General features: G+C 72.9%; 24 protein-coding genes. 12 read left to right on the forward strand and 12 right to left on the reverse strand.

What is annotated here, in order from left to right:
- Positions 1–3 precede the first annotated feature (3 nt).
- From HRF36_RS07270 to HRF36_RS07295, 6 genes are read right to left on the reverse strand one after another with little or no spacing between them, the layout of a single operon-like run.
- Entirely contained in the window at positions 4–2,430 is a 2,427-nt protein-coding gene (locus HRF36_RS07270) for a DNA/RNA non-specific endonuclease (protein ID WP_173208492.1), read from the reverse strand.
- Positions 2,430–2,786 (reverse strand): DUF6507 family protein, encoded by a 357-nt coding sequence (locus HRF36_RS07275; RefSeq protein ID WP_173208494.1) that lies wholly within the window; start codon positions 2,784–2,786, stop codon positions 2,430–2,432. Before HRF36_RS07275 ends, HRF36_RS07270 begins: the two co-directional genes overlap by 1 nt.
- Complete coding sequence (locus tag HRF36_RS07280) at positions 2,783–3,172, reverse strand: hypothetical protein (RefSeq protein ID WP_173208496.1); 390 nt, start codon at positions 3,170–3,172, stop codon at positions 2,783–2,785. Before HRF36_RS07280 ends, HRF36_RS07275 begins: the two co-directional genes overlap by 4 nt.
- A complete protein-coding gene (locus HRF36_RS07285) occupies positions 3,162–4,253 on the reverse strand; it encodes a DUF6177 family protein (RefSeq protein ID WP_173208498.1) in 1,092 nt (363 codons plus the stop codon). The genes HRF36_RS07280 and HRF36_RS07285 overlap by 11 nt, the downstream gene beginning before the upstream one ends.
- A gap of 9 nt (positions 4,254–4,262) precedes the next feature.
- Positions 4,263–4,571: a pore-forming ESAT-6 family protein gene (locus HRF36_RS07290; RefSeq protein WP_043595262.1), complete on the reverse strand. Its 309-nt coding sequence runs from the start codon at positions 4,569–4,571 to the stop codon at positions 4,263–4,265.
- An 11-nt stretch (positions 4,572–4,582) separates the two neighbouring features.
- Complete coding sequence (locus tag HRF36_RS07295) at positions 4,583–4,924, reverse strand: WXG100 family type VII secretion target (RefSeq protein WP_307785006.1); 342 nt, start codon at positions 4,922–4,924, stop codon at positions 4,583–4,585.
- Between the two features lie 356 nt (positions 4,925–5,280).
- Between HRF36_RS07295 and HRF36_RS07300 the strand changes: the two genes are divergently transcribed.
- The 6 genes from HRF36_RS07300 to HRF36_RS07325 are packed head-to-tail and all read left to right on the forward strand — an operon-like array spanning position 5,281 to position 13,381.
- Complete coding sequence (locus HRF36_RS07300; protein ID WP_173208500.1) at positions 5,281–6,201, forward strand: FHA domain-containing protein; 921 nt, start codon at positions 5,281–5,283, stop codon at positions 6,199–6,201.
- Positions 6,198–6,527, forward strand: a complete 330-nt coding sequence (locus tag HRF36_RS07305) for a hypothetical protein (RefSeq protein WP_173208502.1) — start codon at positions 6,198–6,200, stop codon at positions 6,525–6,527. The genes HRF36_RS07300 and HRF36_RS07305 overlap by 4 nt, the downstream gene beginning before the upstream one ends.
- Complete coding sequence (locus tag HRF36_RS07310; protein ID WP_173208504.1) at positions 6,524–7,846, forward strand: EsaB/YukD family protein; 1,323 nt, start codon at positions 6,524–6,526, stop codon at positions 7,844–7,846. The genes HRF36_RS07305 and HRF36_RS07310 overlap by 4 nt, the downstream gene beginning before the upstream one ends.
- Positions 7,843–8,814 carry a hypothetical protein gene (locus HRF36_RS07315; protein WP_173208505.1) on the forward strand — a complete coding sequence of 324 codons (972 nt, stop codon included), beginning with the start codon at positions 7,843–7,845 and terminating at the stop codon, positions 8,812–8,814. Before HRF36_RS07310 ends, HRF36_RS07315 begins: the two co-directional genes overlap by 4 nt.
- A complete protein-coding gene (gene eccCa, locus HRF36_RS07320; protein ID WP_173208507.1) occupies positions 8,811–12,803 on the forward strand; it encodes a type VII secretion protein EccCa in 3,993 nt (1,330 codons plus the stop codon). Before HRF36_RS07315 ends, eccCa begins: the two co-directional genes overlap by 4 nt.
- Complete coding sequence (locus HRF36_RS07325) at positions 12,800–13,381, forward strand: hypothetical protein (protein ID WP_173208509.1); 582 nt, start codon at positions 12,800–12,802, stop codon at positions 13,379–13,381. Before eccCa ends, HRF36_RS07325 begins: the two co-directional genes overlap by 4 nt.
- 57 nt (positions 13,382–13,438) lie before the next feature.
- Here the strand turns inward: HRF36_RS07325 and HRF36_RS07330 are convergent, their stop codons facing one another.
- Positions 13,439–14,122, reverse strand: a complete 684-nt coding sequence (locus tag HRF36_RS07330; protein ID WP_173208511.1) for an SOS response-associated peptidase — start codon at positions 14,120–14,122, stop codon at positions 13,439–13,441.
- Between the two features lie 94 nt (positions 14,123–14,216).
- On the opposite strand from HRF36_RS07330, the gene HRF36_RS07335 reads away from it, so the two are divergent.
- From HRF36_RS07335 to crcB, 3 genes are read left to right on the forward strand one after another with little or no spacing between them, the layout of a single operon-like run.
- Positions 14,217–14,735 carry a universal stress protein gene (locus HRF36_RS07335; RefSeq protein WP_173208513.1) on the forward strand — a complete coding sequence of 173 codons (519 nt, stop codon included), beginning with the start codon at positions 14,217–14,219 and terminating at the stop codon, positions 14,733–14,735.
- A 13-nt stretch (positions 14,736–14,748) separates the two neighbouring features.
- Complete coding sequence (locus tag HRF36_RS07340) at positions 14,749–15,186, forward strand: CrcB family protein (protein WP_173208515.1); 438 nt, start codon at positions 14,749–14,751, stop codon at positions 15,184–15,186.
- Positions 15,183–15,560: a fluoride efflux transporter CrcB gene (crcB, locus tag HRF36_RS07345; protein WP_173208517.1), complete on the forward strand. Its 378-nt coding sequence runs from the start codon at positions 15,183–15,185 to the stop codon at positions 15,558–15,560. Before HRF36_RS07340 ends, crcB begins: the two co-directional genes overlap by 4 nt.
- A 118-nt stretch (positions 15,561–15,678) precedes the next feature.
- Here the strand turns inward: crcB and HRF36_RS07350 are convergent, their stop codons facing one another.
- Complete coding sequence (locus HRF36_RS07350) at positions 15,679–16,593, reverse strand: cation diffusion facilitator family transporter (RefSeq protein ID WP_173208519.1); 915 nt, start codon at positions 16,591–16,593, stop codon at positions 15,679–15,681.
- Between the two features lie 264 nt (positions 16,594–16,857).
- Here HRF36_RS07350 and HRF36_RS07355 point away from each other — a divergent pair, with 264 nt between their 5' ends.
- A complete protein-coding gene (locus HRF36_RS07355; protein ID WP_173208521.1) occupies positions 16,858–17,766 on the forward strand; it encodes an SDR family oxidoreductase in 909 nt (302 codons plus the stop codon).
- 15 nt (positions 17,767–17,781) lie between these two features.
- On the opposite strand, the gene HRF36_RS07360 is transcribed toward HRF36_RS07355, so the two are convergent.
- The 4 genes from HRF36_RS07360 to nucS form a co-directional block, all read right to left on the reverse strand.
- Complete coding sequence (locus HRF36_RS07360) at positions 17,782–19,083, reverse strand: CynX/NimT family MFS transporter (RefSeq protein WP_371740068.1); 1,302 nt, start codon at positions 19,081–19,083, stop codon at positions 17,782–17,784.
- Entirely contained in the window at positions 19,080–19,757 is a 678-nt protein-coding gene (locus tag HRF36_RS07365; RefSeq protein ID WP_173208524.1) for an HAD hydrolase-like protein, read from the reverse strand. The genes HRF36_RS07360 and HRF36_RS07365 overlap by 4 nt, the downstream gene beginning before the upstream one ends.
- Before the next feature lie 24 nt (positions 19,758–19,781).
- Positions 19,782–20,018 carry a hypothetical protein gene (locus tag HRF36_RS07370; RefSeq protein WP_173208526.1) on the reverse strand — a complete coding sequence of 79 codons (237 nt, stop codon included), beginning with the start codon at positions 20,016–20,018 and terminating at the stop codon, positions 19,782–19,784.
- 87 nt (positions 20,019–20,105) lie between these two features.
- Positions 20,106–20,801, reverse strand: coding sequence for an endonuclease NucS (nucS, locus tag HRF36_RS07375; protein ID WP_173208528.1), 696 nt, complete (start codon positions 20,799–20,801; stop codon positions 20,106–20,108).
- A 123-nt stretch (positions 20,802–20,924) separates the two neighbouring features.
- Here nucS and HRF36_RS07380 point away from each other — a divergent pair, with 123 nt between their 5' ends.
- Together HRF36_RS07380 and HRF36_RS07385 are read left to right on the forward strand one after the other, a co-directional pair.
- Positions 20,925–21,599: a hypothetical protein gene (locus HRF36_RS07380; RefSeq protein ID WP_173208530.1), complete on the forward strand. Its 675-nt coding sequence runs from the start codon at positions 20,925–20,927 to the stop codon at positions 21,597–21,599.
- A 63-nt stretch (positions 21,600–21,662) separates the two neighbouring features.
- A complete protein-coding gene (locus HRF36_RS07385; protein ID WP_173208532.1) occupies positions 21,663–22,742 on the forward strand; it encodes a LacI family DNA-binding transcriptional regulator in 1,080 nt (359 codons plus the stop codon).
- Positions 22,743–22,762 lie beyond the last annotated feature (20 nt).

Below are 22,762 nucleotides of genomic sequence, written 5' to 3' on the forward strand. Positions count from 1 at the left end.
CCTTCATTGTCTGACGTTGATGAAGTCGTCATCTATCCAATCCCCTCCGTTCACCCTGTAGAACGCTTGGATGCCATTCGGCACTGTCGATCCCTCGTTGAAGTCCGGGACGACACGATAAGAAATGTGACTCGGGGCATCGCCGGACACCATCCGCTGCAGGAGACTCTCGAGGTTACCGAAGGAATGCCCAGCTCCGCGGTTCACCTCTTGGAGCATCGGCACGGTGTTGATCTTCTCGCCGCCGCCGCCGAACATGTTGGCCAGGAGGTGGCCCCCCTCGTACCCGACACCGCCCTCCTTGCCGATGCGCTTCTGCACCGATTCGGACCGGTCGGCATCGCCGAGCTGGAGGTCGTCGAACTCGGCGAGCACCGTGCGGCTGGCGTGGTCGGTGACGTAGACATGCTTTCCACCGACGACGTAGGTCGTGTCGGCGGCGGGCTTCATGAGGTCGTAGTTCAGGTTGCCCTTGCCGCCGTACTCGGTCTCGACGTGGACGATGCGACCTGTCGCGTCGGTCGAGAACACACCCCGGCCGGGCACCGTGTACGCCGTGTCCGGGGCGAGGACCTGACCGTGGGCGAACGGCTTCTGCTTCGTCGGTAGGTCGGAGCCGGAGACGGTGACGTGGTGTTCGACGGTCGGCGTGGGGTGCGGCGTCGGACCGGTTCCCGGGGTGTCCGTTCCCGGACGGGGCGTCTCGTCCGGGCCGAACAGGTCGAGGTCGTCGACATCGGCACCGCGGCCACCGTCTGCTGGCCGGTCCGGGGTGGTGTCGCCGCCGTCGACGGGGACGTCCGCGTGACCTGCGTCGCTCGTCCCAGGGCCGTCGGCCCGACCTGCGTCGCTCGACCCGGCACCGTCGGCTCGCCCGGCATCGTGCGCTCCGCCTCCGTCGCCACGTTCGAGCAGCGTCGTGCCGCCCGATCCGGGGTCGGCGGCGCGGGCGGCACCGGCAGCGGGGTCGGAGCCGGTGCCACCACCCGCGTGGGCGGACGCGTCGGCGTGCGTGGCGGACGCGGCCCGCGCCTCCTCGGCTGCTCGACCGAGGTCGCCGTAGTCGGCGAAGTCCTCAAGCTTCGACAGCGAGCCGAAGTCGACCTCCTCGCCCGCCTTGAGGGCGCCGGTCAAGCCCTCGAACTCGACGTCGGTCATGCGGTCGAGGGCGGCCATCGTGTCGGACAGACCGTCGAGGTCGTCGAGCTTCGACAGGCCGCCGGCGTGGTCGCCGAACTCGGCGACGAGGTCCTCGACCCGCGACAGGCCCTTCGGCAGATGCGACGCGTCCTCCGCCACCTCGGCCAGCCGACCGGTGAGGGTCGCCGCCCGGGCCGCGCCCGACCCGACCTTGAGGCCCGCTCCGACCTGGCCTGCGCCCGGGATGAAGAACGAGGCGACGTTCGCCACGGCGAAGGTGCCGGCCGCGACCGGGTCCTCCTCCCACTGCTCGGGCGTGCCGACGATTCCGCCGACCATGCCGTCCATCGTCTGCTTGTAGTTGTCGCGCAGGCCGCGCAGCGACTCGGGGACGGCCGAGTCGGGCAGGTTCGCCAGCGCGGGCGCTGCCGGGAAGACCGCCGTGATGGCGAGGGCACCGAGACCGGTGAGCATGCCGGTCCAGGCCTCGCCGGCGAACGACCAGTCGTGCTTCCAGCCGTTCGCGGCGTCGAAGCCGACGAGCGACACGGTGCCCTCGACGAAGCTGGTGCCGAACTCGACCAGTCCGTCGCCGACCGACTCCTGGCACGACCGCTCGCCCTTGCCCTGGGCGCCCCACGGGTTGTCTTCCGCTGCATCGAGCTGCTCACCCGTGACGGCGGTCTGCGGAGCCACGCAGAGGTCGTCGCGCAGGGCGTTGACGCCGTTCTCGAACTCGACCCGCGCCGCGTCGATCTTCGCGATCTCGGCGTTGTACTGCGACTGCAGTTCGTTGTTGCGCTCGACCGAGGGCGTGTGCTCGTTCCACGGGATGGTCGACTCGCCCTGACCCTCGGCCATGATCGGCACGCCGCCGCTCATCTGGCTGGCCTGGAAGAGCGGGTTGTCGGCGTCGTAGAAGTCGAGCGTGACGCCGCCGGCGACCGAGGCGCGGAAGGCGTTCGCCTCGGTGACGAGCTCTTTGATGCGCGCCACGGGTGCCGCGACCGCTCCGGCCAGCGTGTCGAGCAGGTCGGCCACCGTCGCGAGCTTGCCGGCGACGGCCTCGGCGTCGGTGCGGACCGGGTCCATCGACGCGAACAGCTGCGGCCCCTCGGGGGCGGTGTACGACGCGGACAGGCCCGACCAGTCGGTCAGGACCGCCTCGGCGCTCGTCGTGACCGCGGTCGAGGTGGACTTGTAGCTCGCCGCCGCCGACGCGATCGACTCGGGCACGATGTCGAGACCGAAGAACTCGGCCGGTTCGATCAGCGATCCCTTCGTGGCCATCAGCGGCCCCCCTCGAAGAAGCTGAGGTCGCCGGATTCGGCGGCCTGCACGGCGGCGGACTGCGTCTGCGCGGCCATCTCCTCGTCGCCGTTCACGTAGGCCAGCGTCGCGTCACCCGCCCCGGTGGCGCAGGCGAGGATGCGCGCGTTCATGCCCTGCACGCGTGACGCCTCGGACGAGATCAGGTCGACGACGGCCACGGCCGACGAGACGAGGATGTCGCTGCCCACCCCGGAGTTCAGCTCGCCCTGCGCGGTGTCGACGCCGGCGAAGGTCGCCGCGAAGGTCTCGGCCGAGGCCTGCACCTTGGTCAGGACGGTCACCACGCCGTCGGTCTGGATGCTCCACGAACTCATCGGTCGTCTCCTGTCGTCACGAGGGTGCCCTGCACGTCGTCGGCCAGGCGCCGGGCGAGTGTCTGGGTGAGTGGCCCGTCGAAAGGGCCGTAGGCCTCGGTCCACCAGCGGTCGCCGGCTGGGTGGTCGGTCGGTCGGTCTGCGGACCGGTCGGAGGGCGCCGGGTCGGCGACCGGCAGGCCGAGGCCGCGCCGCGCCTCCGTCGCGTCCTCGAGCTGCGTGCTGCGCAGCACGGCCAGCACCAGGCCCTCGGCCGATGCGATCTGGATGCCGCCCCCCTGCCAGAGTCGTCCGGCACCGAGACCGCCGTCGACCGCCGCGGCCGCGGTCACGACCTCGACGGCCGTCACGGGCTCGGGCGAGAGGATCACGAACTCACGGGGCACGGCGTACCGCCGGGGGGACGAGGGCGTCGGCGACGACACCCGGGCCGATCGCGTCGAGGGCGGCCGCGAAGCGCTGCCACCTGGTCGCATCGGCACCGAACGGCACCACGAGCGAGGGGGTGCGGGTGTTGCCGGTCGTGGTCCCGCCGTGCTCGGCGGCGAAGGCGGCCGCGTCGAGGCCCAACCGCCGCACGGCCCGTGCGCCGACCACCGCGGCGAGGGGCTGCGGCGTCGTGGGCCGGTAGGGCGTGATGGTCGCGTCGGCCGCGCCACGCAGGCTCCACGCCGTCGCCAGCAGCACCTGCTGGCGCTCGGACAGGCTGCGCAGGGCCGAGGAGGCGCGGGTCGCGTCGTCCACGCCGGTCGCCTCGGGCAGCGCGAACAGCAGCCGCGTCTCTTCGGTGAGGCCCGTCTCACTGCGCGCGACGCGGATCGTGCCGGTCCACACGGTGCCGTCGGGCGAGGAGCCCGCGACGTGCACCCGGGAGTCCCGCGGCATGCGAGCCCGGGCCAGGGCCGTGATTCGACCGCGGTCCCACACGGTGGCGGGGGGTTCGGAGGTGCCCCATACGGTGGGCGCGAGGCCCGCGACCGCGGTGACCAGCGCCTCCGTCGTCGTGCCGGTCAGGGCCTCGGCCCTCGCGGCGTGGTGGACGGCCACCGAGAACTGCAGCCAGGGACGCGTCGTCTCGACCGCCGGTCGGGGCAGCGTGGCGAGTTCGTCGGCGGACGCCGTGACGCCGGCCGCCCGGTCGACCGGATCGCTGAGCGGATCGAGCAGTGCCTCGTCGTACGACGCCACCCGGGCGCCACCGATCGCATGGCGCAGGTGGCCGTCGGCGTCCCGCACCAGCCAGGACCCGGCGACGAGGCGCAGGGCCTGGTAGAGCGCCCAGCTGAGCCGCGCGTCGTCATGAGTGACGACGACGACGCGGACGCCGGCGCGAGTCGCGTCGGTGAGCAGGGCCTGCCGCCCGGAGGTCAGGCCGACGACGGGGGCGGTGCTGACCGTCGCGATCCACCCCGGCCCGCTCGCGTCGGCGAGCGGATGGGGCAGTGTCGTCGCCCGTGAGTCGCTCACGGGCCGGGCCTAGATGCCGTCGACGGCGGCCTTGGCCCGCTGCATGGCGGTCTGGGCCGACTCGTCGTTCGACGCGAGCGACTGGCGCAGGGTGTTGATGATGGTGCGGACCTCGGTGGCGACGCGGTTCCAGCGCTGCTCCTTGCCGGCGTACTCCTCACTGGAGCCGTCGGCCTGGTAGTCCGCCATGGCGGTCTTGACGTCGGAGTCACGCTGCGTGATGAGTGCCTCGAGGCGGCTGGCGACGGCGTTGAAGTTGTCCTGGGCGTTGCCCGAGGCTCCGAGGTCGAAGTCCCGGCGGTCGGTTGCGTTGGCCATGTCGTTCCCCCTTATGCGCGCGATCCGCCGAAGCGGGCGCTCTCGAATCCGGCACCGGACTGGGCCGAGGTGGTCTCGTCGGCGATCTGCTGCTCACCCTCGACGAAGGCACGGTTCTGGCCCGTGATGCCGGTCAGCACCGAGGACAGGGCGGCGTTGAGCTCGACGGAGATGCCGTCCACCTCGCCCTTGAAGCGGTCGAAGGCGGCGCGGCCGGCTCCGTTGAAGCGGCCTTCGAGCGGCGCGGCCGCGTCGGCGAGCTGGCGGACGAGCGCGCCGAGGTCGTCGCCGGCCCCACTCGTCTTCTGGCTCAGTTGCGTGAGGGTCTCGCTCCCCATGGCGAACTTCATCATGTCGTTCTCCCCTTGCTTCGATCTGATGGCGACCCGTCACGGGTCGACTCATGAGGAAATCACGATTCCGTCTCGATCGCCACCCGTTGGCGGGGTACATGTCGGGGGACCGGGGCGGGGGACGGGTGGGTCCCGGCCCCGGAACGGGTGTCTCACCGGGGGACGCGGGGTCGGCTAGCCTGAGGCCGATCGTGCGCTCCGGGGACGCGGGCGGTCGCTCTTCGTCGGTCTCGACGACCTGGTCCGGAACCCCGCAGGCGAGAGGCGGCACCGTGGGCGCACTGGTGGGCGCACGAAGCTGCGGGCGCTGCGGTCAGCCGCTCGGTCAGGGCGCGACCTGGTGTTTCTGGTGCGGCGTGCGCATCGTCTCGGCGGCCACCGGCAGCGCCATCGGCACGTACTCGGGTCTGCTCGCGGGCGTGCAGACGGCGACACCGTCGAGGCGCCGCAGCGCGGTCGCGATCGACTGGGGTGTTCCTCTGCTGCTGATCGCGGTCCTCGTCGTCGGCGTGGCCACGGGAGCCTCCTCGGCCACACCCGGCGCGGCGCTCGTCCCCGCCCCCGTCGAGGTCGCCGTCGTGGTCGTCGCCCTGGCCTTGGTCGCGCTCGACGTCGTGCTCTACGTGCGCGGCGGACGCTCGACGGGCCGGCTGCTGCTCTCGTTGCGCACCGTGGACGACCTGACCGGGCGACCTCCTGCCGTGCTGAGGGTCGACCGGCGCGGTCGCTTCAGCTTCCGTCGCCAGACGGTGACGGTCGACCTGCGTCGTGGCCGTGATCCCATGACGTCCTCACCCCCGCTCGTGCAGAGGCCCGCCCTGCCCGTCGCAGCCGCTGCCCCGCTGCCGCCCCACCCGACCGAACACCTCGACGCCGGGCGCCCTGACGAGAACACCTTCGGGCGTACGGGCCAGGGCCGACCGGCGGCCGCCTCGTCGTCGATCGTCCTCGAGCTCGACAGCGGCGAACGCCTCGACCTCGAGACGACCTTGCTGATCGGCCGCGCCCCGGTCAATCGCGAGGGCGAGGAGCACCCGGTCTTCGCCTGGGCCGACCTCGCCCGCAGCCTGACCAAGACCCACGCCCTCTTCGCGTGGGAGGGCGCCGTGCTGTGGGTCACCGACCTCGGATCGACCAACGGGTCGTCCCTCGTGGCGCCGGACGGCACGCGTCAGCCGCTCGTGGCGGGCCTGCGCGGGCCGGCCGCCCCGGGGTACGTCGTCGAACTCGGTGAACGGACGCTCACCGTCCAGCCGTCCGGGGTGGTGGACGCGTGAGCGGGGACCGCGACGTCGTCCTGCTCGAGACCGTCAAGACCCACCGGTCGCGCCTGGTCTCGGCCCTCTTGTTCGGCGAACTCGACGAGCGTCGGCTCGTCAACGACAACGTGCGTCGGCTAATCGTCGGCCTGGTCATCGCGGCGGTCGCCTGTGCGGGCTGCGCCGGGACGTCCTTCGTGCTCTCGGTGCTCGCCGACCAGCGCGCGACCCAGTCGCAGACCACCGGGGGACCAGGAGGCGCGGTGCCGGTCACCGGTTCGCCCTCGCCTTCTCCCGCGTCGACCGACGTCCCCGACCCCACCCCCACGACGGAGCCCCGATGACCGACTACACCCGGCTGACCATCGTCGGCACGGCGCGCAAGGCCGAGATGGTCGTGCCCGCCGACGAGCCGATCGGAGGCCTGATCCCGCGGCTCATGGAGCTGCTCGACGAGCGTCCGGGTGCCGTGTCGCGCCCCTTGACGCTCGTCCGCTCGACGGGGGAGCAGCTCGACACCTCGCTGTCGGTCGCCGAGCAACGCATCGTCGACGGCGAGCTGCTGCGACTGCTGCGCGAGGACGCCGCACCCCCGCCGCCCGAGGTCGCGGACGTCACCGACGTGCTGGCCGAATCGCTCGCCAGCCGACCGGGTCTCTGGACGCGGCGTTCCCGCACGGCGACGGCGGCCGTCGCCATCGGCCTGCTCTCTCTGGCCCTCTCGACGGTGCTGTCCAGGACGTCCGACGTCGACCCCGTCGGCACGCTCGCGATCGTCTACGGGCTCGCGGTCGTGGTCGCCCTCGTGTCCGGCCGGTTCGGCGGCCGCTGGCTCGCCGTCGCCGCGACCTCGGTCGCCCTCGGCTGTTCGGCACCCCTGGCGGTCGCGCTCGGGGTCGTGCCGGCCCTCGACTTGCCGCCGGTCGACGTGGTTCTCGCCGTGGTCGTGCTCGCCTGGGTGGCCCTGGCCCTCGGTGTGGGCGCCGGTCTCGGCTCCCGGTCCGCATGGTGGGGCGGGGTCCTCGGTGTCGTCCTCGGTGCCGTGCCGATCGTGCTGCGGTCCCTCGGCGTCGCCGACGCGGGGGCCGTCGGCGTCGGTGCCGTACTGGCCGTGGTCGTCTGCGGTCTGCTGCCCTGGTTCGCCATGAGCGCCTCGGGTCTGACCGGTCTCGACGACCAGGTGGTCGACGGGCGCCGGGGTCGCCGCGACGAGGTGCTGCTGACGGTCGGCGACGCCTACCGCACCCTCACCTGGTCGACCTTCGCCGTGGCGGGTCCCGTGGCCGTCACGGCCCTCGCGTCCATCGGGTCGGCGGATCTCTGGCAGGTCGGTCTCGGGGTCGCCGTCGTGCTCGTCGTCGCGGCCCGCACCCGGGCGCTGCCGATCGCCACTCAGGGGTGGGTGCTGTGGGCCGCGGCGCTGGTCGGCCTGCTCGGCGGTCTGCTCGTGCAGCCGCTCGCGCCGGCCTGGCTCGTGGTCGTCCTGTTCGCGGCCGGTGTCGTGGTCGCCGTCGTCGCCGGCGGCGTCGACCCCGTCGCCCATCAACGCGCCTCGCTGCGTCGCGTGGGCAACCTCGTCGAGGCGCTGGGCGTGGTGGCCCTGCTGCCCGTCCTGCTCGGGGTCTTCGGCGTCTACGCCGATCTGCTCGGGGCCTTCTCGTGAGCGCCTTCGACGCCTTCGTCCGGTCGGCGCCACTCGCCCTGCTCGGCAGCGTGAGCGCCCGGGTGCACGAGGTGACGACGGTCGACGAGATCGTCCGGCGCCCACTGCCGGTGTCGCGCCGCATCGGCTTCGTTCAGGCGCGCGGTGGAGCCGGGGCGAGCTCGACCGCCGGCTACGTCGCCGCCCTGCTCGCTCGCCGTCGTCCCGGGCTCGTCCTCGGTGTGGATGCGTCGCGCGGCCCCCGCGGCATGCTCTGGCAGGCCGGCGCGCCCGCCGGTTCGAGTGCGGCCCCGAGCGCCCGGCGACGAGCGGCCCGCCGATCGACGGACGCCGTCGACGGCCTGCCCCGCACGCCCTCCGGCCTCTACGCCCTCTCGCTCGACCCCCGGGGCGAGTCCCGCGCCGTGGCCGCCGCGGCGGGATGGTTCGACGAGGTGACCCCGATCAGCCGGTTCTTCGACCTCGTCCTGACCGATTGGGGCGTGCGCGACTGGCGGGCCGACCTCACCGACGTCGTCTCGGCCAGCCGGACGGTCTGCATCGTGGCCCGGGCCGACCGGCACGCGGCCGAGGAGGCGGCGGCACTCGTCCCGGCGATCAAGGACCACCCCGACCGACCCGAGGTGGTCATCGCCCTCGTCGACGTCGGCGACGCCGGTCGAGCGGCGCCCGTCACGATCGGTGACGACCCGACCGTCCCGGTCGTGCGTGTGCCCTACGACGTGGCCCGTTCCGGCGGGCGGCCCGTGTCGAGCGCGGCTCTGGGCACACGCACCCGGATCGCCTACGCCCGCCTCGCGGCGGCCCTGCTGCCCGTCGACGTCCCGTCGGTCCGCACGGCCGGCCCGTCCGGGGACGCCCACGGCGCCTCCCCGTCCGACGACGACCGCCGCCCGTCGGAACGCCGTCAGGCCCGCGGTCGGGACGGCCGCCCGGCCATCGCCGACGACCAGGAGGCACGGCGATGACCGTCAAGCTCGTCCACCGCCCCACGCGCATCACGCGACCCGTCCAGCCAGCCGAGCACGAGGACATCACGCCCCCTCCCCAGTTGGCCGACGGCAAGGTCGGCGGAGTGCCCGTGCAGGCCCTGCTGCCCGTGGTGGGCGCCCTCTCGAGCGTCGTGATGATCGTCGTCTACCGGGGCAGCTCGAACCCGCTCTTCCTGCTGGTCGGCGCCGTGCTGCTGATCGTCGCCCTCGTCGGTGGCCTCGCCGTCACCCTGAGCCAGCGGGGCAACGCCGCACGCCAGCGGCGGCTGCAGCGCGAGCGCTACCTCGACTTCCTCGAACGCCTGCGCTCGCGCATGCGCACCAAGGCCCGGGCCGTCCGGGCGACCGCCGCCGTGCTCGACCCCGAACCCGCGGCCCTGCTCGAGCTGGTGCGCGACCCCGCGCGCCTCTGGGAACGCCGGCGCCACCACGACGACTTCCTCTCGGTGCGGATCGGCGAGGGCGACCTGACCTGGTTCCCGATGTCGGTGCCCGAGGACCCGAACCCCGTGCAGCCGTTCGACCCGATCATGGCCAGCGAGGCCGAGTCCGTCGTCGAGCACCTCTCCACCGTGCGGGGCATGCCCATCACCGTCGACCTCGACCGCGCCGGATCGGTCGCCGTGCTGGGCGACCGCGAGTCGGCGCTGCGGGTCGCTCGCTCGATGATCCTGCAGCTCGCCGCCCTGCACTCGCCCGACGACGTCCACCTCGCCGCGGCGTTCCCCGAGAGCGCGGCCGACGACTGGCGCGGATTCGATCTGGTCCCGCACGCCGTGGACGACTCGCTGTACGACGGACCGGTGCCCGCGCGCCGGGTGGCGACCAGCGCCTCCTCGTTGCTCTCGGTCATCGGTGGCGAACTGGGCGACCGGGCGCAGGAGGCCGCCACGACGAAGCGCTCGATCGGCACCACGGCGCGCACCGAGGGGTCCCGTCTCGTGGTCTTCGTCGACGACTGGGGGCACGTCGCCTCGAGCATCCCCGTGCCCGACGCCGACCTCTCGCTGACCGACCTCGGCGTGACGACCGTCCACCTGCTGAGCGACCGCCTGCACGAACCGTCGGACGTCACGCTGCGCATCACCGTCGAGGGCGACGAGGCGGTCGTGACCGACGCCCGTGTCGAGGACGACGGCCAGGTCCGCGTGCAGACGGCCACCATCGACGCGACGACTCCGCAGCTGTTCGAGGCGGTCGCCCGGACGCTCACGCCCCTGCGGCTCAGCCTCAGCCGGCAGGACGAGGTCGACTCGGCCCAGGCCGTCGAGATCACCGACCTGCTGGGCATCGACGACGTGACGACGCTGACCCCGGCGACGGCGTGGACGCCGCGCTCGCCGCGGGACTTCCTGCGCGTGCCGATCGGCATCGACGACTTCGGGGCGCCGGTCCTGCTCGACCTCAAGGAGTCCGCCCAGCTCGGGATGGGCCCGCACGGCATCTGCATCGGCGCGACCGGCTCGGGCAAGAGCGAGCTGCTGCGCACGCTCGTGCTCGGCCTGGCCCTCTCGCACTCGCCCGACGACCTCAGCATGGTCCTCGTCGACTACAAAGGAGGCGCGGCTTTCGCTCCGTTCGCGGGGTTGCCGCACGTCGCCGGGTTGATCGACAACCTGGCCGACGACGCGCAGCTCACCGAACGCGCACGGGTCAGCATCCAGGGCGAGGTCGTCCGCCGGCAGGAGCAGCTGCGCGACGCGGGTGGGGCCTCGTCGATCAGTCACTACCGCGAGATGCGCGTCGGCCGCCCCGAGCTGCCGCCGATGCCGCACCTGTTCGTCGTGATCGACGAGTTCGGCGAGCTGCTCACGGCGGAGCCCGAGTTCGTCGACCTGCTCCTCACCATCGGGCGCATCGGACGGTCGATCGGCGTGCACCTGCTGCTGTCGAGCCAGCGCATCGAGGCGGGCAAGCTGCGTGGTCTCGACACCTACCTGTCGTACCGGATCGGGTTGCGGACCTTCTCCGAGGCCGAGAGCTCGATCGTCCTCGACCGACCGGACGCGTTCCACCTGCCGGCCGTGCCCGGGTTCGGGTTCCTCAAGGTCGACACCTCGGTGTACCGCAGGTTCCGGGCGGGCTACGTGTCGGGCCCGCTGCCGACCGAGGCCGCGCGCGCCCTCGCCGGCGACGACGCGCGGCCGACCGCACTGCTGCTGCCCACCTTCAACGGCATCGCGGGCGGTGACGACGCCGGCGGTGAGGAGGAGCTCTCGCGCCCCGACGTCGGTCGTGCCGTCATCGACGAGGCCGTCGACCGCCTGATGGGCGGCGGCACCGACGTCGACCCCGTCTGGCTGCCGCCCCTGCCCGACCGGCTCGCGCTCTCGCGGGTGGTCGGAGCGGACGGGGCGGGCGGCCTGCGCGTGCCGATGGGACTGCTCGACGACCCGGCGCGCCAGCGGCAGGACCCCTGGCTGCTCGACCTGGCCCGGGCCGGCGGGCACGTCGCCGTGATCGGGGCGCCGCAGACCGGGCGCAGCACGTTCTTGCGCACACTCGTCGCCTCCCTCGCCCTGACGCACACCCCCCAGGAGGTCGGCATCTACGGCATGGACCTCACGGGGGGCGGCCTCGGCCGGATCGAGGGGTTCCCCCACGTCGGCGGTGTGGCGACGCGAGCGAGCAAGGACCGCCTCCTGCGCCTGCTCGAGGAGCTGGCGGCCATGGTGACGACCCGTGAGCGGGTGTTCCGCGACCACGGCATCGACTCCCTCGCCATGCTGCGTCGACTCCACGCGGCAGGCGAGGTGCCCGAGCTGATCTCGGCCGACGTGGTGCTCGTCGTCGACGGAACTGGTCAGCTCCGCGGCGACTTCGTCGAGCTCGAGACGCCCTTCGCCGACCTGCTGCTGCGCGGTGGCAGCTACGGCCTGCACGTCGTGCTCGGGATGACGCGATGGAACGAACTGCGGATGGCTCAGCAGCCGCTGGTCGGCACGCGGGTCGAGCTGCACCTGAACGACCCGGCCGACTCGGTGATCGGTCGCAAGCTGGCCCAGACCATCCGGGCCGACCAGTCAGGTCGGGCACTGACCGACGAGAACCTGTTCGCCCAGGTGGCGTTGCCCGTGCTGGACGACACGGACGACGACGAGGTCGGCGACGCGCTCGAGGCGCTCGCCCGTCGGTCGGCGGCGAGCTGGAACGGCCCGGCCGCGGCACCGATCCGGCTGCTGCCCACCGAGCTCTCGCCCGACGAGTTGCCCGACGCGCTGGACGAGCCCGAGGCGGTCCCGTTCGGGCTGCGGCAGGACACCATGCAGCCGGTCTCCCTCGACCCGGGTGCCGACCAACACCTGCTCGTCTTCGGCGACTCGAAGGCGGGCAAGTCGACCCTGCTGCGCGGACTCGTCCGCGGCTTCGTCGACCGGGCGACCCCGGACGAGCTCGTCGTGGCCCTGATGGACCTCCGTGGCGACCTCGTAGCCGAAGTGCCGGACGACTACCTCGGCGGTCACGCCTCGACCAGCACGGACGCCCGTGCCCTCGCCGTGGCCGTGGCCGACGAGCTCGCCAAGCGCCAGGCCGGGGACCGCGACGCCGGTCCGCGCATCGTGGTCGTCATCGACGACTACGACATCGTGGCTTCGGGGGGCACCGAGCCGCTGAAGCCGCTGCTGCCGTTCCTGCCGTCGGCGCGCGACCTCCGGCTGCACGTGTTGATCAGCCGACCGGTCGCGGGCTCGGCCCGGGCGCTCTACGACCCGGCGCTGCAGACGTTGCGCGACACGGGCGGGTCCTCGTTCATCATGTCGGGAGAGCGCAGCGAGGGGCCCATCGTGCCGCAGGTCTACGCCGAGCAGATGACGGCCGGTCGTGGTCGCCTGGTCCGTCGCGGCCAGGCGCCGCGCATCGTCCAGGTGGCGCGGTTCGAGGCCGACGTGCGGGCCGACACCGAGCGATCCGACACCGAGCGATCCGACACCGAGCGATCCGACACCGCCGGAGCGGACTCGTGACGGGTCGGACGGTCGTCGTGGCGGGTGTCGCGGGCGGCGTCGGGACGACGACGGTCACGGCGCTGCTCTTCACCCAGCTCTCGGGGGAGTCGGTGCCCCGGCTGGTCGACCACTCGGGCGGCGACCTCGGGTCCCGACTGACCGGGGGCGACGACGCGCCGCGGGTCGACCACGAGCTGACCCTGCACGACCTCGGCGCCCACGCCGACGGCGCCCTGCTCGACCTGCTCGAGGACCCGAGCGTGTTCGGGGTCGTCGTGGCCCCGACCACCCCGGTCGGATTCGCCGACGCCCAACGGGTCCTCGCCCGCATCCGTGAACGTCACGGGGTGGGCGGCCTGCGGCGGGTGATGCTCGTCGTCGTCGGCGTGTTCGGCGAGCACCGGACCACGCGGTCCAGCGAGGCGCTGCAGAACGAGTTCGGTCGGCGGTCGCTCGTCGTCGTCCCCCGCGACCCCGCGCTGGCGGCGGGCGGCCGCGTCCCGCTCAACCGGCTGACCCGGGAGTCCCGACGGGCCCAGGGCGAACTCGTGTCCTACCTACGCGAACGCCTGGCGAGCCACCGCGACGCACGCTGACGCGTCGGGCCGTGCCTCCGGCGAGGACGCGACCCGCGCCTCCTCGTCCGAGGGGCGTCAGCGCAGCGGCTCGATGAGGTGGGGGCCGTTGTTGCGGACGCTGTTCGCGTCGCGGCTCACCTCGTGCTGGACGAGGTCGTGCGCGACCTCGAACGAGTCACGATCGAGCAGCGCCAGGAGCTCGTCGGGGTCGAGACCGTCGCCCAACCAGTCGTCGTACGAGTCGGGTGTCAGGCAGGCCGGCATGCGGTCGTGCACCTCGCCCGGTGCCACGTGGGCGTCGCGCGTGACGATCGTCGTCGAGAGCACCCACCGGTCGGGGTCGTCCTCGGCCTTGGTGGGGTCGGGCCAGGCGGTCACGAGGCCGGCCATGGCGAGCCCGGCGTCGGGCTGGTGCACGTAGTGCGGCTGCTTGCCGGTCTCGGTCACGACCCACTCGTAGTACCCCTGCGCGGGCACGATGCACCGGCTGGTCGCGAACGCCCGGCGGAACATGCCGTTCGTCGCCACGGTCTCGATGCGGGCGTTGATCGGCTGCGGTCGCTTCTTCAGGTCGGGGTACCACGACGGGACGAAACCCCACCGGGCACCGGGCAGCTGTCGCTCGCCGTGCCGCTCGCGGACGACCGGCACGACCGTCGTGGGGGCGACGTTGAAGTCGTCGGGCAGCGGCCCCAGGCCGTCGAGCAGGCTCGGCAGCAGATCGGAGGTGGCCCGGGCAACGACGTAGCGACCGCACATGCCGACAGTCTGCTCTTCCGCTTAGGTGCGTGACGGTGGTTCACTGTGGCCGTGGCGCCGCATGGGACGCCGCGGCGATGAGAGGGTGGTGACCATGTCCGACGAGCAGAAGGCAGCCCGCGGTTTCGTCGTGGCGGGCGTCGTACCGAACTCGGGCGAGGCCGTCGTGGCGACCGCGGCCGATCTCGCGGCACGATTCGGCACCGGCCTGTTCTGCGTCTCGGTCGAGCCCGACCGCCTCGCCTTCGCCGAGGGCATCGACGGCACCGTCTTGTCGTATCCGCTCGACCCCGACGACTACTCCGAGACGCTGACCTTCGATGCCGACCTGGAGGCGCGGCTGCGGCCGATCGCCTCGGCTCGCGGCGTCGAGCTGCGAACCTCGGTCGTCGCCGGCGAGCCCGCCCAGTGCCTGTCGCACCTCGCCGAACGGCTCGACGCCCCGCTGATCGTCGTGGGCAGCCGTGAAGCCGGCCTGCGGGGCAGCGTCCGCGAGTTCTTCGCCGGTTCGGTCGCCCTTCACCTCAGCCACCGTCAGCACCGCCCGGTCGTCGTCGTGCCGCTCGCCCCCGTGCCCCGCAGCCAATCGCTGCCGTGGGAGGACGAGCTGTGAGGCGAGGCCGCCGGTGACGGGGACCGCGCGCCCTCGTGCCCCGCACCTCCGTCCGTCCCTGATCGCCCTCGTCGCCCTGGGTGGTGCCCTGGGCACGGCCGCCCGGGTCGGGGTCACGCTCGTCGTGCCGTCCTGGGGTGCGTTCGACACGGCGATCTTCGCGATCAACGTGGTCGGGGCGTTCGTGCTCGGTGTCCTGCTCGAGTGGTTGCTGCGTTCCGGTCCCGACGAAGGCCCTCGGCGCGGGGCCCGGCTCGTCGTGGGGACGGGTGTCCTCGGCGGTTTCACGACCTACAGTTCGCTCGCGACCGAGACCGCACAGCTCGCCGGGTCCGGCGGAGGTGACCTGGCCGTCGCCGCGCTCTACGGACTGCTCAGCCTGGTGCTCGGGGTGTCCGCCGCCGGGGTCGGTGTGCGGTTCGGCGCACGTCTCGCCGGACGCGCCACGTGAGCCCCCTGCTCGTCGTCGCCGTCGCGGCGGCCGGCGGGGTCGGGGCCGCGCTGCGCTTCGTCGTCGACGGACTCGTCAAGGACCGTCTCGGCGCCGCCTACCCGTGGGGCACCACCGTCATCAACCTGTCGGGCTCGTTCGCGCTGGGGCTGCTGACCGGACTGGCCCTGCAGGCGGTCGTCGCCCCCGAGTGGAAGCTCGTGCTCGGCACCGGCCTGCTCGGCGGGTACACGACGTTCAGCACCGCGAGCGTCGAGACGGTGCGACTGCTGGCGACCGGGCGACGCGGGGCCGCGGTCGCGAGCGGCCTGGGCATGCTCGTCGGGGCCGTCGCCGTCGCGTCCCTGGGCCTCTGGATCGGTTCGCTGGCCTGACGGGCTGGTCGGCCTGACGGCCTCGTCGGCCTGACGGGCTGGCACGCCGAGTGGTCAGAAACTGTCCTTCGGTGGCTGAGGAAGGACCATTCCTGCCCACTCGACCCGCGCCTCCGGGTCAGGCGTGCGTCTCGCGCTCGTGCCCCGCGTGGTCTGCCGGCTCGAGCTGGAACGTCGCGTGCTCGACCGAGAAGTGCGCGGCGAGGCACCGGTCGAGGGCGTCCAGGGTCTCGTCGACCTTCATGTCGCAGAACACCTCTCGCTCGACGACGACGTGCGCCGAGAAGACGGTCGCCCCGCTGGTGATCTGCCAGGCGTGCACGTCGTGCGCCGAGACGACGCCGGGGGTGTCGCCGATGTGCGTGCGGACGGCCTCGAGGTCGATGTCCCCCGGTGCCGAGCCGAACAGCACCCGGATCGCCTCGCGCAGCAGCGCCCAGGCGCGGGGCACGATCATCGCGGCGATGATCAGCGACCCGACCGAGTCGGCCTGCGTGAACCCCGTGGTCAGCACGACGACGGCCGCCACGACGACGGCCGCCGACCCGAGCAGGTCGCCGAGCACCTCGAGGTAGGCCCCGCGCATGTTGATGGAATGCGTCGCGCCGCCCCGCAGCACCAGCAGTGCCGCGACGTTCGTCGCCCCGCCGACCAGGCCGACGACCAGCATCGGCAGGCCGAGCACCTCGTGCTCGCCCACCGCGACGAGCCGGGAGACGGCGGCGACGGCGACCGAGAGCGAGACGGCGAGCAGCACGAGGCCGTTGACGAACGCCGCGAAGACCTCGGCCCGCCGGTAGCCGTAGGTCTGCCGGCCGCTCGCGGGACGTGCGGCGACGATCGTGGCCACGAGTGCGATGACCAGCCCGGCCAGGTCGGAGAGCATGTGCCCCGAGTCGGCCAGCAACGCGAGCGAACCCGAGAGCCAGGCGCCGACCAGCTGCGCGACGAGGCCCAGAGCGATGATCGCGATCGCGAGGCGTAGCCGTCGTCCGTCGGCGGCGACGTGTCCGTGACCGTGGTCGTGGCCCATGGGCGCCTCTCGTCGGGGGTGGCGGTCGGGGGTGGCGGATCGGAGCGGCGGTCGGCCCGCCGGAGGGGCCTGCCGGAGAGGCCCACCGGGGTGTCGGGCCGGCGTCGAATCTACCGGCGTCCGTCGGTGACGGCCACCGATCCCGGCAGTCGATAACGAGTCTCGATCCCTGCAGCGACAGCGATCGGGACGCACCGGGTGGACGAGGAGGCGCGGGTCGGCCCCGCCTGGGAGCCGCTCGCGTCGCGCATGGTTCAGTGAGGCATGACCGACTCGACCGAGACCTCGTCCGCCTCCGTGGGGGAGCCCGCCCGCGCCTCCTCGTCGCTCGTCGCCGTAACGGGGTCGACGGGTGTCGTCGGCGGGATCGTGGCCGCACACCTGTCCGAGCGCGGCGTGCCGCTGCGGCTCGTCGTGCGGGACGCCGCCCGGGCACCCCGGCTCGACGGCGCCGAGGCCGAGGTCGCGGTCACGACCTACGGCGACCGGGCCGCATCGGTCGAAGCCCTGCGCGGAGTCGAGACCTTGTTCATGGTGTCGGCGGCGGAGGCCCCCGACCGCGTGGACCAGCACCGGGCGTTCGTCGACGCCGCCGTCGAGGCGGGGGTGCGGCACGTGGTCTACACGTCGTTCGCCGGCGCGTCGGCCGATTCGGTGTTCACGCTCGGGCGGGACCACTTCGCGACCGAGCAGCACATCCGGGAGTCGGGTCTGGCCTTCACGTTCTTGCGCGACAACTTCTACCTCGACGTCATCCCGCAGTTCGCGGACGAGCAGGGCGTCCTCCGCGGGCCGGCCGGCGACGGGCGGGTGGCGGCGGTGGCCCGCGCGGACGTCGCGGCGGTGGCCGCCGTCGTGCTGCTCGACCACGAGGCGCACGCCGGGGCGACCTACGACCTGACCGGGTCGGAGGCGTTCACGCTGGGCGAGGCGGCGGCACGACTCACGGCCCTCGGTGGGCGCTCGTTCACGTTCGTCGACGAGACCCTGGACGAGGCCTACGCGTCGCGTCGGGTCTACGACCCCGAACCGTTCCAGGCCGACGCCTGGGTGAGCACCTACACGTCGATGGCCTCGGGTGAGGTGGCCGCCGTCACGACCGCCGTGCGCGACCTGACCGGACGCGACCCGTTGACGCTCGAGGTGCTCTTCGCCGGAGGCGTGCCGGTCTGACCCGAGGCGACGGGCTCAGGGCACGCGCCGGGACGACAGCACGCCGCTGACGCCGAGCACGACGACCGCCGCCGCGACGCCGATCATCGGAATCTGCCAATTGCCGCTGACGTCGTGCAGCCCGCCGATGGCGAGCGGGCCGAGCGCGGCGATCGCGTACCCGCCACCCTGGACGAGGGCCGACAACCGCCGTGCCTCGACGTCGGTCGAGGCCATGCGGACGATGACGATGAAGATGATCGTGATGCCGCCGCCCTGTGCGGCTCCGCCGAAGATCGACCAGAGCAGCCAGTGCTCGGGGGCGAAGAGCAGGCCCAGCGGCATGGCCGACCAGAACACGGCGATCAGGCCGATGACGACTGCCGGTCGGACGCGCAGGGCGAGGAACGGAACGCCGAGCGCACCCACGACCGCGAGGATCTGGAAGACCGACGAACTCGCGCCCGCCGCCTCGCGGGTCAGCCCGACCTCGTCGCGCAGCAGGGTCGGCATCCAGGCCGTGAGCCCGTAGTAGCCGAACGCCTGACCCGAGAAGGCCAGCGTCAGCCCCCAGGTGGTCCACCGGCGCAGCAGAGGGGTGGCCGTGCGACGCCGCTCGCGCGCGTCCGCCTCGGCCTCGCCGGGCTCGACGACGTCGATGCCCCCGGTGAAGACGTCGGTCGCCGAGGAGGCGCGGTGCCGGTCGTCGGCCTCGGCCTGCGACCCCGGCACCACGGCCACGCTGCCGCCGAGCACCGCCACGCGGGGCCCCACCGCGATCGACCAGACCACGGCGGCGAGGACGGCGAGCAGTCCCCAGGTCACGAGGGCGAGGGGCCAGCCCACGACCGAGGCGATCGGGGCCGTGGCGAGCGACGTGATCATCGACCCGACGTTGAGCGCGGAGGTGTAGATGCCCGTGACGAAGCCGGCACGCTCAGGGCTGAAGTCTCGGCGGATGACCACGGGCAGCACGACGTTGCCGATCGTGATGGCGACGCCGATCACGATCGTGCCGACGTAGAGCCAGACGGTTCCGCCGGCCGTGCGCAGCAGGGTGCCGAGAAGCACGCCGGCGAGGCCGAGGGTGACGGCCCGTTCGGCGCCGATGCGCCCGATCAGCGCCGAGGCGAACGGGCTGGCCACGGCGAAACAGAGCACCGGGATGCTCGTGAGCAGCCCGGCGACGACGGCGGTGAGCCCCAGGTCGGCGCTCATCTGGTCGAGCACGGGGGCCGGGGCCACGATCGGGCCGCGCATGTTGAGGGCGATCAGCACGATCGCGAGGGTGAGAAGCCAGGCGGCGGGCGACCGCACGGCGGCCGCGGCGCGGGTCACGCGGCGCCGCGCAGCAGGGACACACCCAACAGGTCGGCCACCTCGTCGACGTCCGTCGCGACGGCGACCGCGCCGACGTACTCGTCGGGCTCGCCGTAGCCCCAGCCGACCAGGATCGTGGGCACGCCGTGCACGGCCGCGCCCTCGACGTCGTGGTGGCGGTCGCCGATCAACACGGGTCGTGAGAGATCGGCCCCGCGAGCCCGCAGGCGCTTCAGGGCCTCTTCGACGACGTCCGCCTTGGTGTTGCGCACCTCGTCGTCGGAGGCGCCGGTGATGACGTCGAGGTACCGGTCGAGTCCGTGCGCTCGCAGGATCGCCGTGGCCGGGGTCTCGGGCTTCGAGGTCGCGGTCGAGGTGGGGATGCCGGCCGCGTGGACGGCAGCCATGAGGTCGGGCACTCCCGGGAAGACCTCACCCTCGAGAGCGCCGTTCGCCAGATAGTGCGCGCGGTAGAGCCGCATGGCGTCGACGAGGCGCTCGCCGTCGAGGCCGAGGCGCACCTCGAAGCTCTGCGGAAGGGGCGGGCCGACCCAGGCCATGAGCTCGGCGCGGGAGGGCACCGGCAGGCCGAGTTCGCCGATCGTGTGGGCGAGGCTGGCGGTGATCGCGGGCGCCGAGTCGGCGATGGTGCCGTCGAGGTCGTAGAGCACGGCCGTGTAGGGGAGAGTCATCGCCACCAGCTTAGGGATCGGGGGTCAGCTCGGGACCGAACGCAGCGGCCACGTCGCGACGGCGGTCAGGGCGTCCCGGACGGACGCTGGGCACGGATGCGGTGTCGGGGTCGGGGTCGGGCTCGGGCTCGGGCTCGGGCTCGGGCTCGGGCTCGCAGAGCCGAACGGCCGCAGGGGGTCGTCGTCCACCGGCGTGAGGGACTCGAAGACGGGGGTCGCCTCACGTTCGGCGGTCAGGGTGTCGAAGATCGGTGAGGTCACGGGCTGCTCCTGCGGTCGCTGGGGGTCTTGGCAGAAATATAACCCTGACATGTGAGTATCACAAGGCCTTGGGCCTCGGGCCTCGCGTCAGAAGAGGCGCGAGTGGGAGTCGTCCAGCCCGCGCATCGCGTCGTAGTCGAGCAACAGCGTGCGGATGCCCCGGTCGTGGGCCAGCGTGCGGGCCTGCGGCTTGATCTCTTGTGCGGCGAAGACGCCGGTCACGGGCGCGAGGTGTGGGTCGCGGTTCATCAGCTCGAGGTACCTCGTGAGCTGCTCGACCCCGTCGATGTCGCCTCGGCGCTTCAGCTCGACGGCCACGGCGGCGCCCCTCGCGTCCCGGGCCAGGATGTCGACCGGCCCGATGGCGGTCATGTACTCCCGGCGGACGAGGGTGTGCCCCTCGCCGAGCAGGTCGATCTGCTCGGCCAGCAACTTCTGCAGGTCGGCCTCGACGCCGTCCTTGGTCAACCCCGGGTCGACGCCCATCTCGTGGGACGAGTCGTGCAGCACCTCGTGGATCGAGACCACCAGGAGGTCGGCGGTCTTCGCCTGGGTGACCTTCCACAGTTCGACGACGCCGGCCTCGCGTTGGTCGTCGTCGGGCTCGACCGTGCGGATCGTGCAGGGCGGGCTCATCCAGTTCAGGGGCTTGTAGCTGCCGCCGTCGGAGTGGACGAGAAGGCTGCCGTCGCTCTTGACCATCAGGAGGCGCGTGGCCAGGGGCAGGTGGGCGGACAGCCGACCGGCGTAGTCGACCGAGCAGCGGGCAATGACGAGACGCACCCGACGATCCTACGGGGCGAGGGGAGCCGTCCCGGATCGCGGTCTTGACAGGTATGCATATGTGAAATACCTTCATGACAGATGGTCGGCAGGACGGCCACCGAGACGCCTCCAGGAGGAACGATGCCCAACCCGACACCCGCCATGACCCGCCCGTCGCGGTCGACCACCCACGACACGGCCGAGCTGCTGCTCGTCGACCTGGCCACGGCGCGCTACGCGCCAGGCGATTCGCTCGACGTGGACACCATCGTGCGAGAGCACCGGGTGACCCCCGGCGAGGTGCACCTGGCCCTCTTCGAGCTGAGGCGCATGAAGGTCGTGGTGCGCGCTCCGTTCAGCGGCGCCCACGTCGTGGTCTGGCACCGGCGGTTCAACGAGGTGCTGCTGGGCGACCTCGTCCGCATGATCTCCGTCGCGTCGACGAAGGCGACCTCGCTCGAGGAGGTCCCCGAGCCCGCCGTGCGTCGACCGGCCTGCGCGGCCCACGGACTGACCCTTCCGATGGACGTGGCGCACTTCCTCGACCTCGCTCGGGCGATCGTCCAGGTGCTCTCGCCGGCGGCCCGCCAGCACGTCCAGGACGACCTGCTGTTGCCGCTCGAGATCCTCTGCAGCTCGAGGGCGGTCGAGGTGCACGACATGCGGCCCGCCCTCGGTGAGAGCGTGCGCGGCGCGATCGTCGACCTCGTGGAGGCCGCCGCCCACTTCGGCGACTGGGCGCGGCTGCCGGGTCTCGCCTCCGAGTACGTCACGGCCCTCGGCGTCGACGAACCCCGCGGACGACCGGTCGACTGACGCCGGCACGCCCCTCCCGGGCGCCCGGAGGACGTCCGGCCCCGTCGGCTAGGCTGCGGCAGCATGAGCCGGGCAGAGGGCGACGTCGCCGCCAGGCCGACCCTCGCGTCGGTCGCGCGAGTCGCCGGGGTCAGCGCGAGCACCGCCTCCTTGGCCTTCAGTGGCACCGGTCCCGTCTCGGACGAGACCCGCATGCGGGTGCTCGCCGCCGCCGACGAGCTCGGATACGCCGGGCCCGATCCGCGGGCGCGGTCGTTGCGTCGCGGGCGCTCCGGCATCGTCGGGGCCGTCCTCGAATCGACCCTCAGCACGGCCTTCCGCGACCCGGTCAACGTCGCGATGCTCGACGGCATCGCCGACGTCACGGGGCCGGCCGACAACTCTCTGCTGCTGCTCACCGAGACCGCGGGCGAGCGTTCCCGATTGCTCGACGCCCCGGTCGACGCCGTCGTGTTGTTCGGTTGCAGCACCCGCCTCGACGAGTCCGTGTCGATCATGCGTCGACGAGGCATCCCGGTGGTCTCGATCGAGGCCCCACCGACCGAGGGCGTGCTCGACATCGCCGAGGACAACGTCGGCTCGTCCCGCCTGCTGGCGCGGCACCTGCACGACCTCGGTCATCGGCGGGTCGCCGTCGTCGCCCTCGAACTCGGCCCCGCGCGCTCCACCGGGGGGCAGGACGACGAGCTGACCGACGAGCGCGTGGCCCGGGGCACGTCGTGGCCGACCCTCGAGCGGCTACGCGGCACCCGAGAGGTCTTCCCGGGCGTGGGCGGCCTGACCACGCGCGGCAGCTGGACGAGCGAGGGGCACCGCGCCGGCCTGCGGCTGCTCGACGTGCCCGAGGCCGAGCGGCCGACGGCGATCGTCGCGCAGAGCGACCTGCTGGCATCGGGCGTCATCGCGGCGGCGGACGACCTGGGGCTGTCGGTCCCGGGTGACCTGAGCGTCGTCGGCTACGACGGGGTGCGGCTCGACGACCCGCGAGCCGCCGACCTCACCACGGTCGTCCAGCCCGCGGTCGAGAAGGGCCGCGCGGCCGGTCGTGCGGTGCTCGCCCTGCTGGCCGGCGACCCGGTCGAGGGCACGACCTTCACGAGCGTCTTCCGACCCGGGTCGACGACGGCACCGCCACGCCGCTGACGCATCGGTCCATCGGCCCC

Source organism: Frigoribacterium sp. VKM Ac-2836 (assembly GCF_013248995.1).
Lineage (GTDB): Bacteria > Actinomycetota > Actinomycetes > Actinomycetales > Microbacteriaceae > Frigoribacterium.

Bases quoted from the DNA above. Each gene is read 5' to 3' on its own strand.
- HRF36_RS07270 (WP_173208492.1), bottom strand. From the start codon at position 2,430: ATGGCCACGAAGGGATCGCTGATCGAACCGGCCGAGTTCTTCGGTCTC.
- HRF36_RS07275 (WP_173208494.1), bottom strand. From the start codon at position 2,786: ATGAGTTCGTGGAGCATCCAGACCGACGGCGTGGTGACCGTCCTGACC.
- HRF36_RS07290 (WP_043595262.1), bottom strand. From the start codon at position 4,571: ATGGCCAACGCAACCGACCGCCGGGACTTCGACCTCGGAGCCTCGGGC.
- HRF36_RS07295 (WP_307785006.1), bottom strand. From the start codon at position 4,924: ATGATGAAGTTCGCCATGGGGAGCGAGACCCTCACGCAACTGAGCCAG.
- HRF36_RS07310 (WP_173208504.1), top strand. From the start codon at position 6,524: ATGACCGACTACACCCGGCTGACCATCGTCGGCACGGCGCGCAAGGCC.
- eccCa (WP_173208507.1), top strand. From the start codon at position 8,811: ATGACCGTCAAGCTCGTCCACCGCCCCACGCGCATCACGCGACCCGTC.
- HRF36_RS07330 (WP_173208511.1), bottom strand. From the start codon at position 14,122: ATGTGCGGTCGCTACGTCGTTGCCCGGGCCACCTCCGATCTGCTGCCG.
- HRF36_RS07335 (WP_173208513.1), top strand. From the start codon at position 14,217: ATGTCCGACGAGCAGAAGGCAGCCCGCGGTTTCGTCGTGGCGGGCGTC.
- HRF36_RS07350 (WP_173208519.1), bottom strand. From the start codon at position 16,593: ATGGGCCACGACCACGGTCACGGACACGTCGCCGCCGACGGACGACGG.
- HRF36_RS07355 (WP_173208521.1), top strand. From the start codon at position 16,858: ATGACCGACTCGACCGAGACCTCGTCCGCCTCCGTGGGGGAGCCCGCC.
- HRF36_RS07365 (WP_173208524.1), bottom strand. From the start codon at position 19,757: ATGACTCTCCCCTACACGGCCGTGCTCTACGACCTCGACGGCACCATC.
- HRF36_RS07380 (WP_173208530.1), top strand. From the start codon at position 20,925: ATGCCCAACCCGACACCCGCCATGACCCGCCCGTCGCGGTCGACCACC.
- HRF36_RS07385 (WP_173208532.1), top strand. From the start codon at position 21,663: ATGAGCCGGGCAGAGGGCGACGTCGCCGCCAGGCCGACCCTCGCGTCG.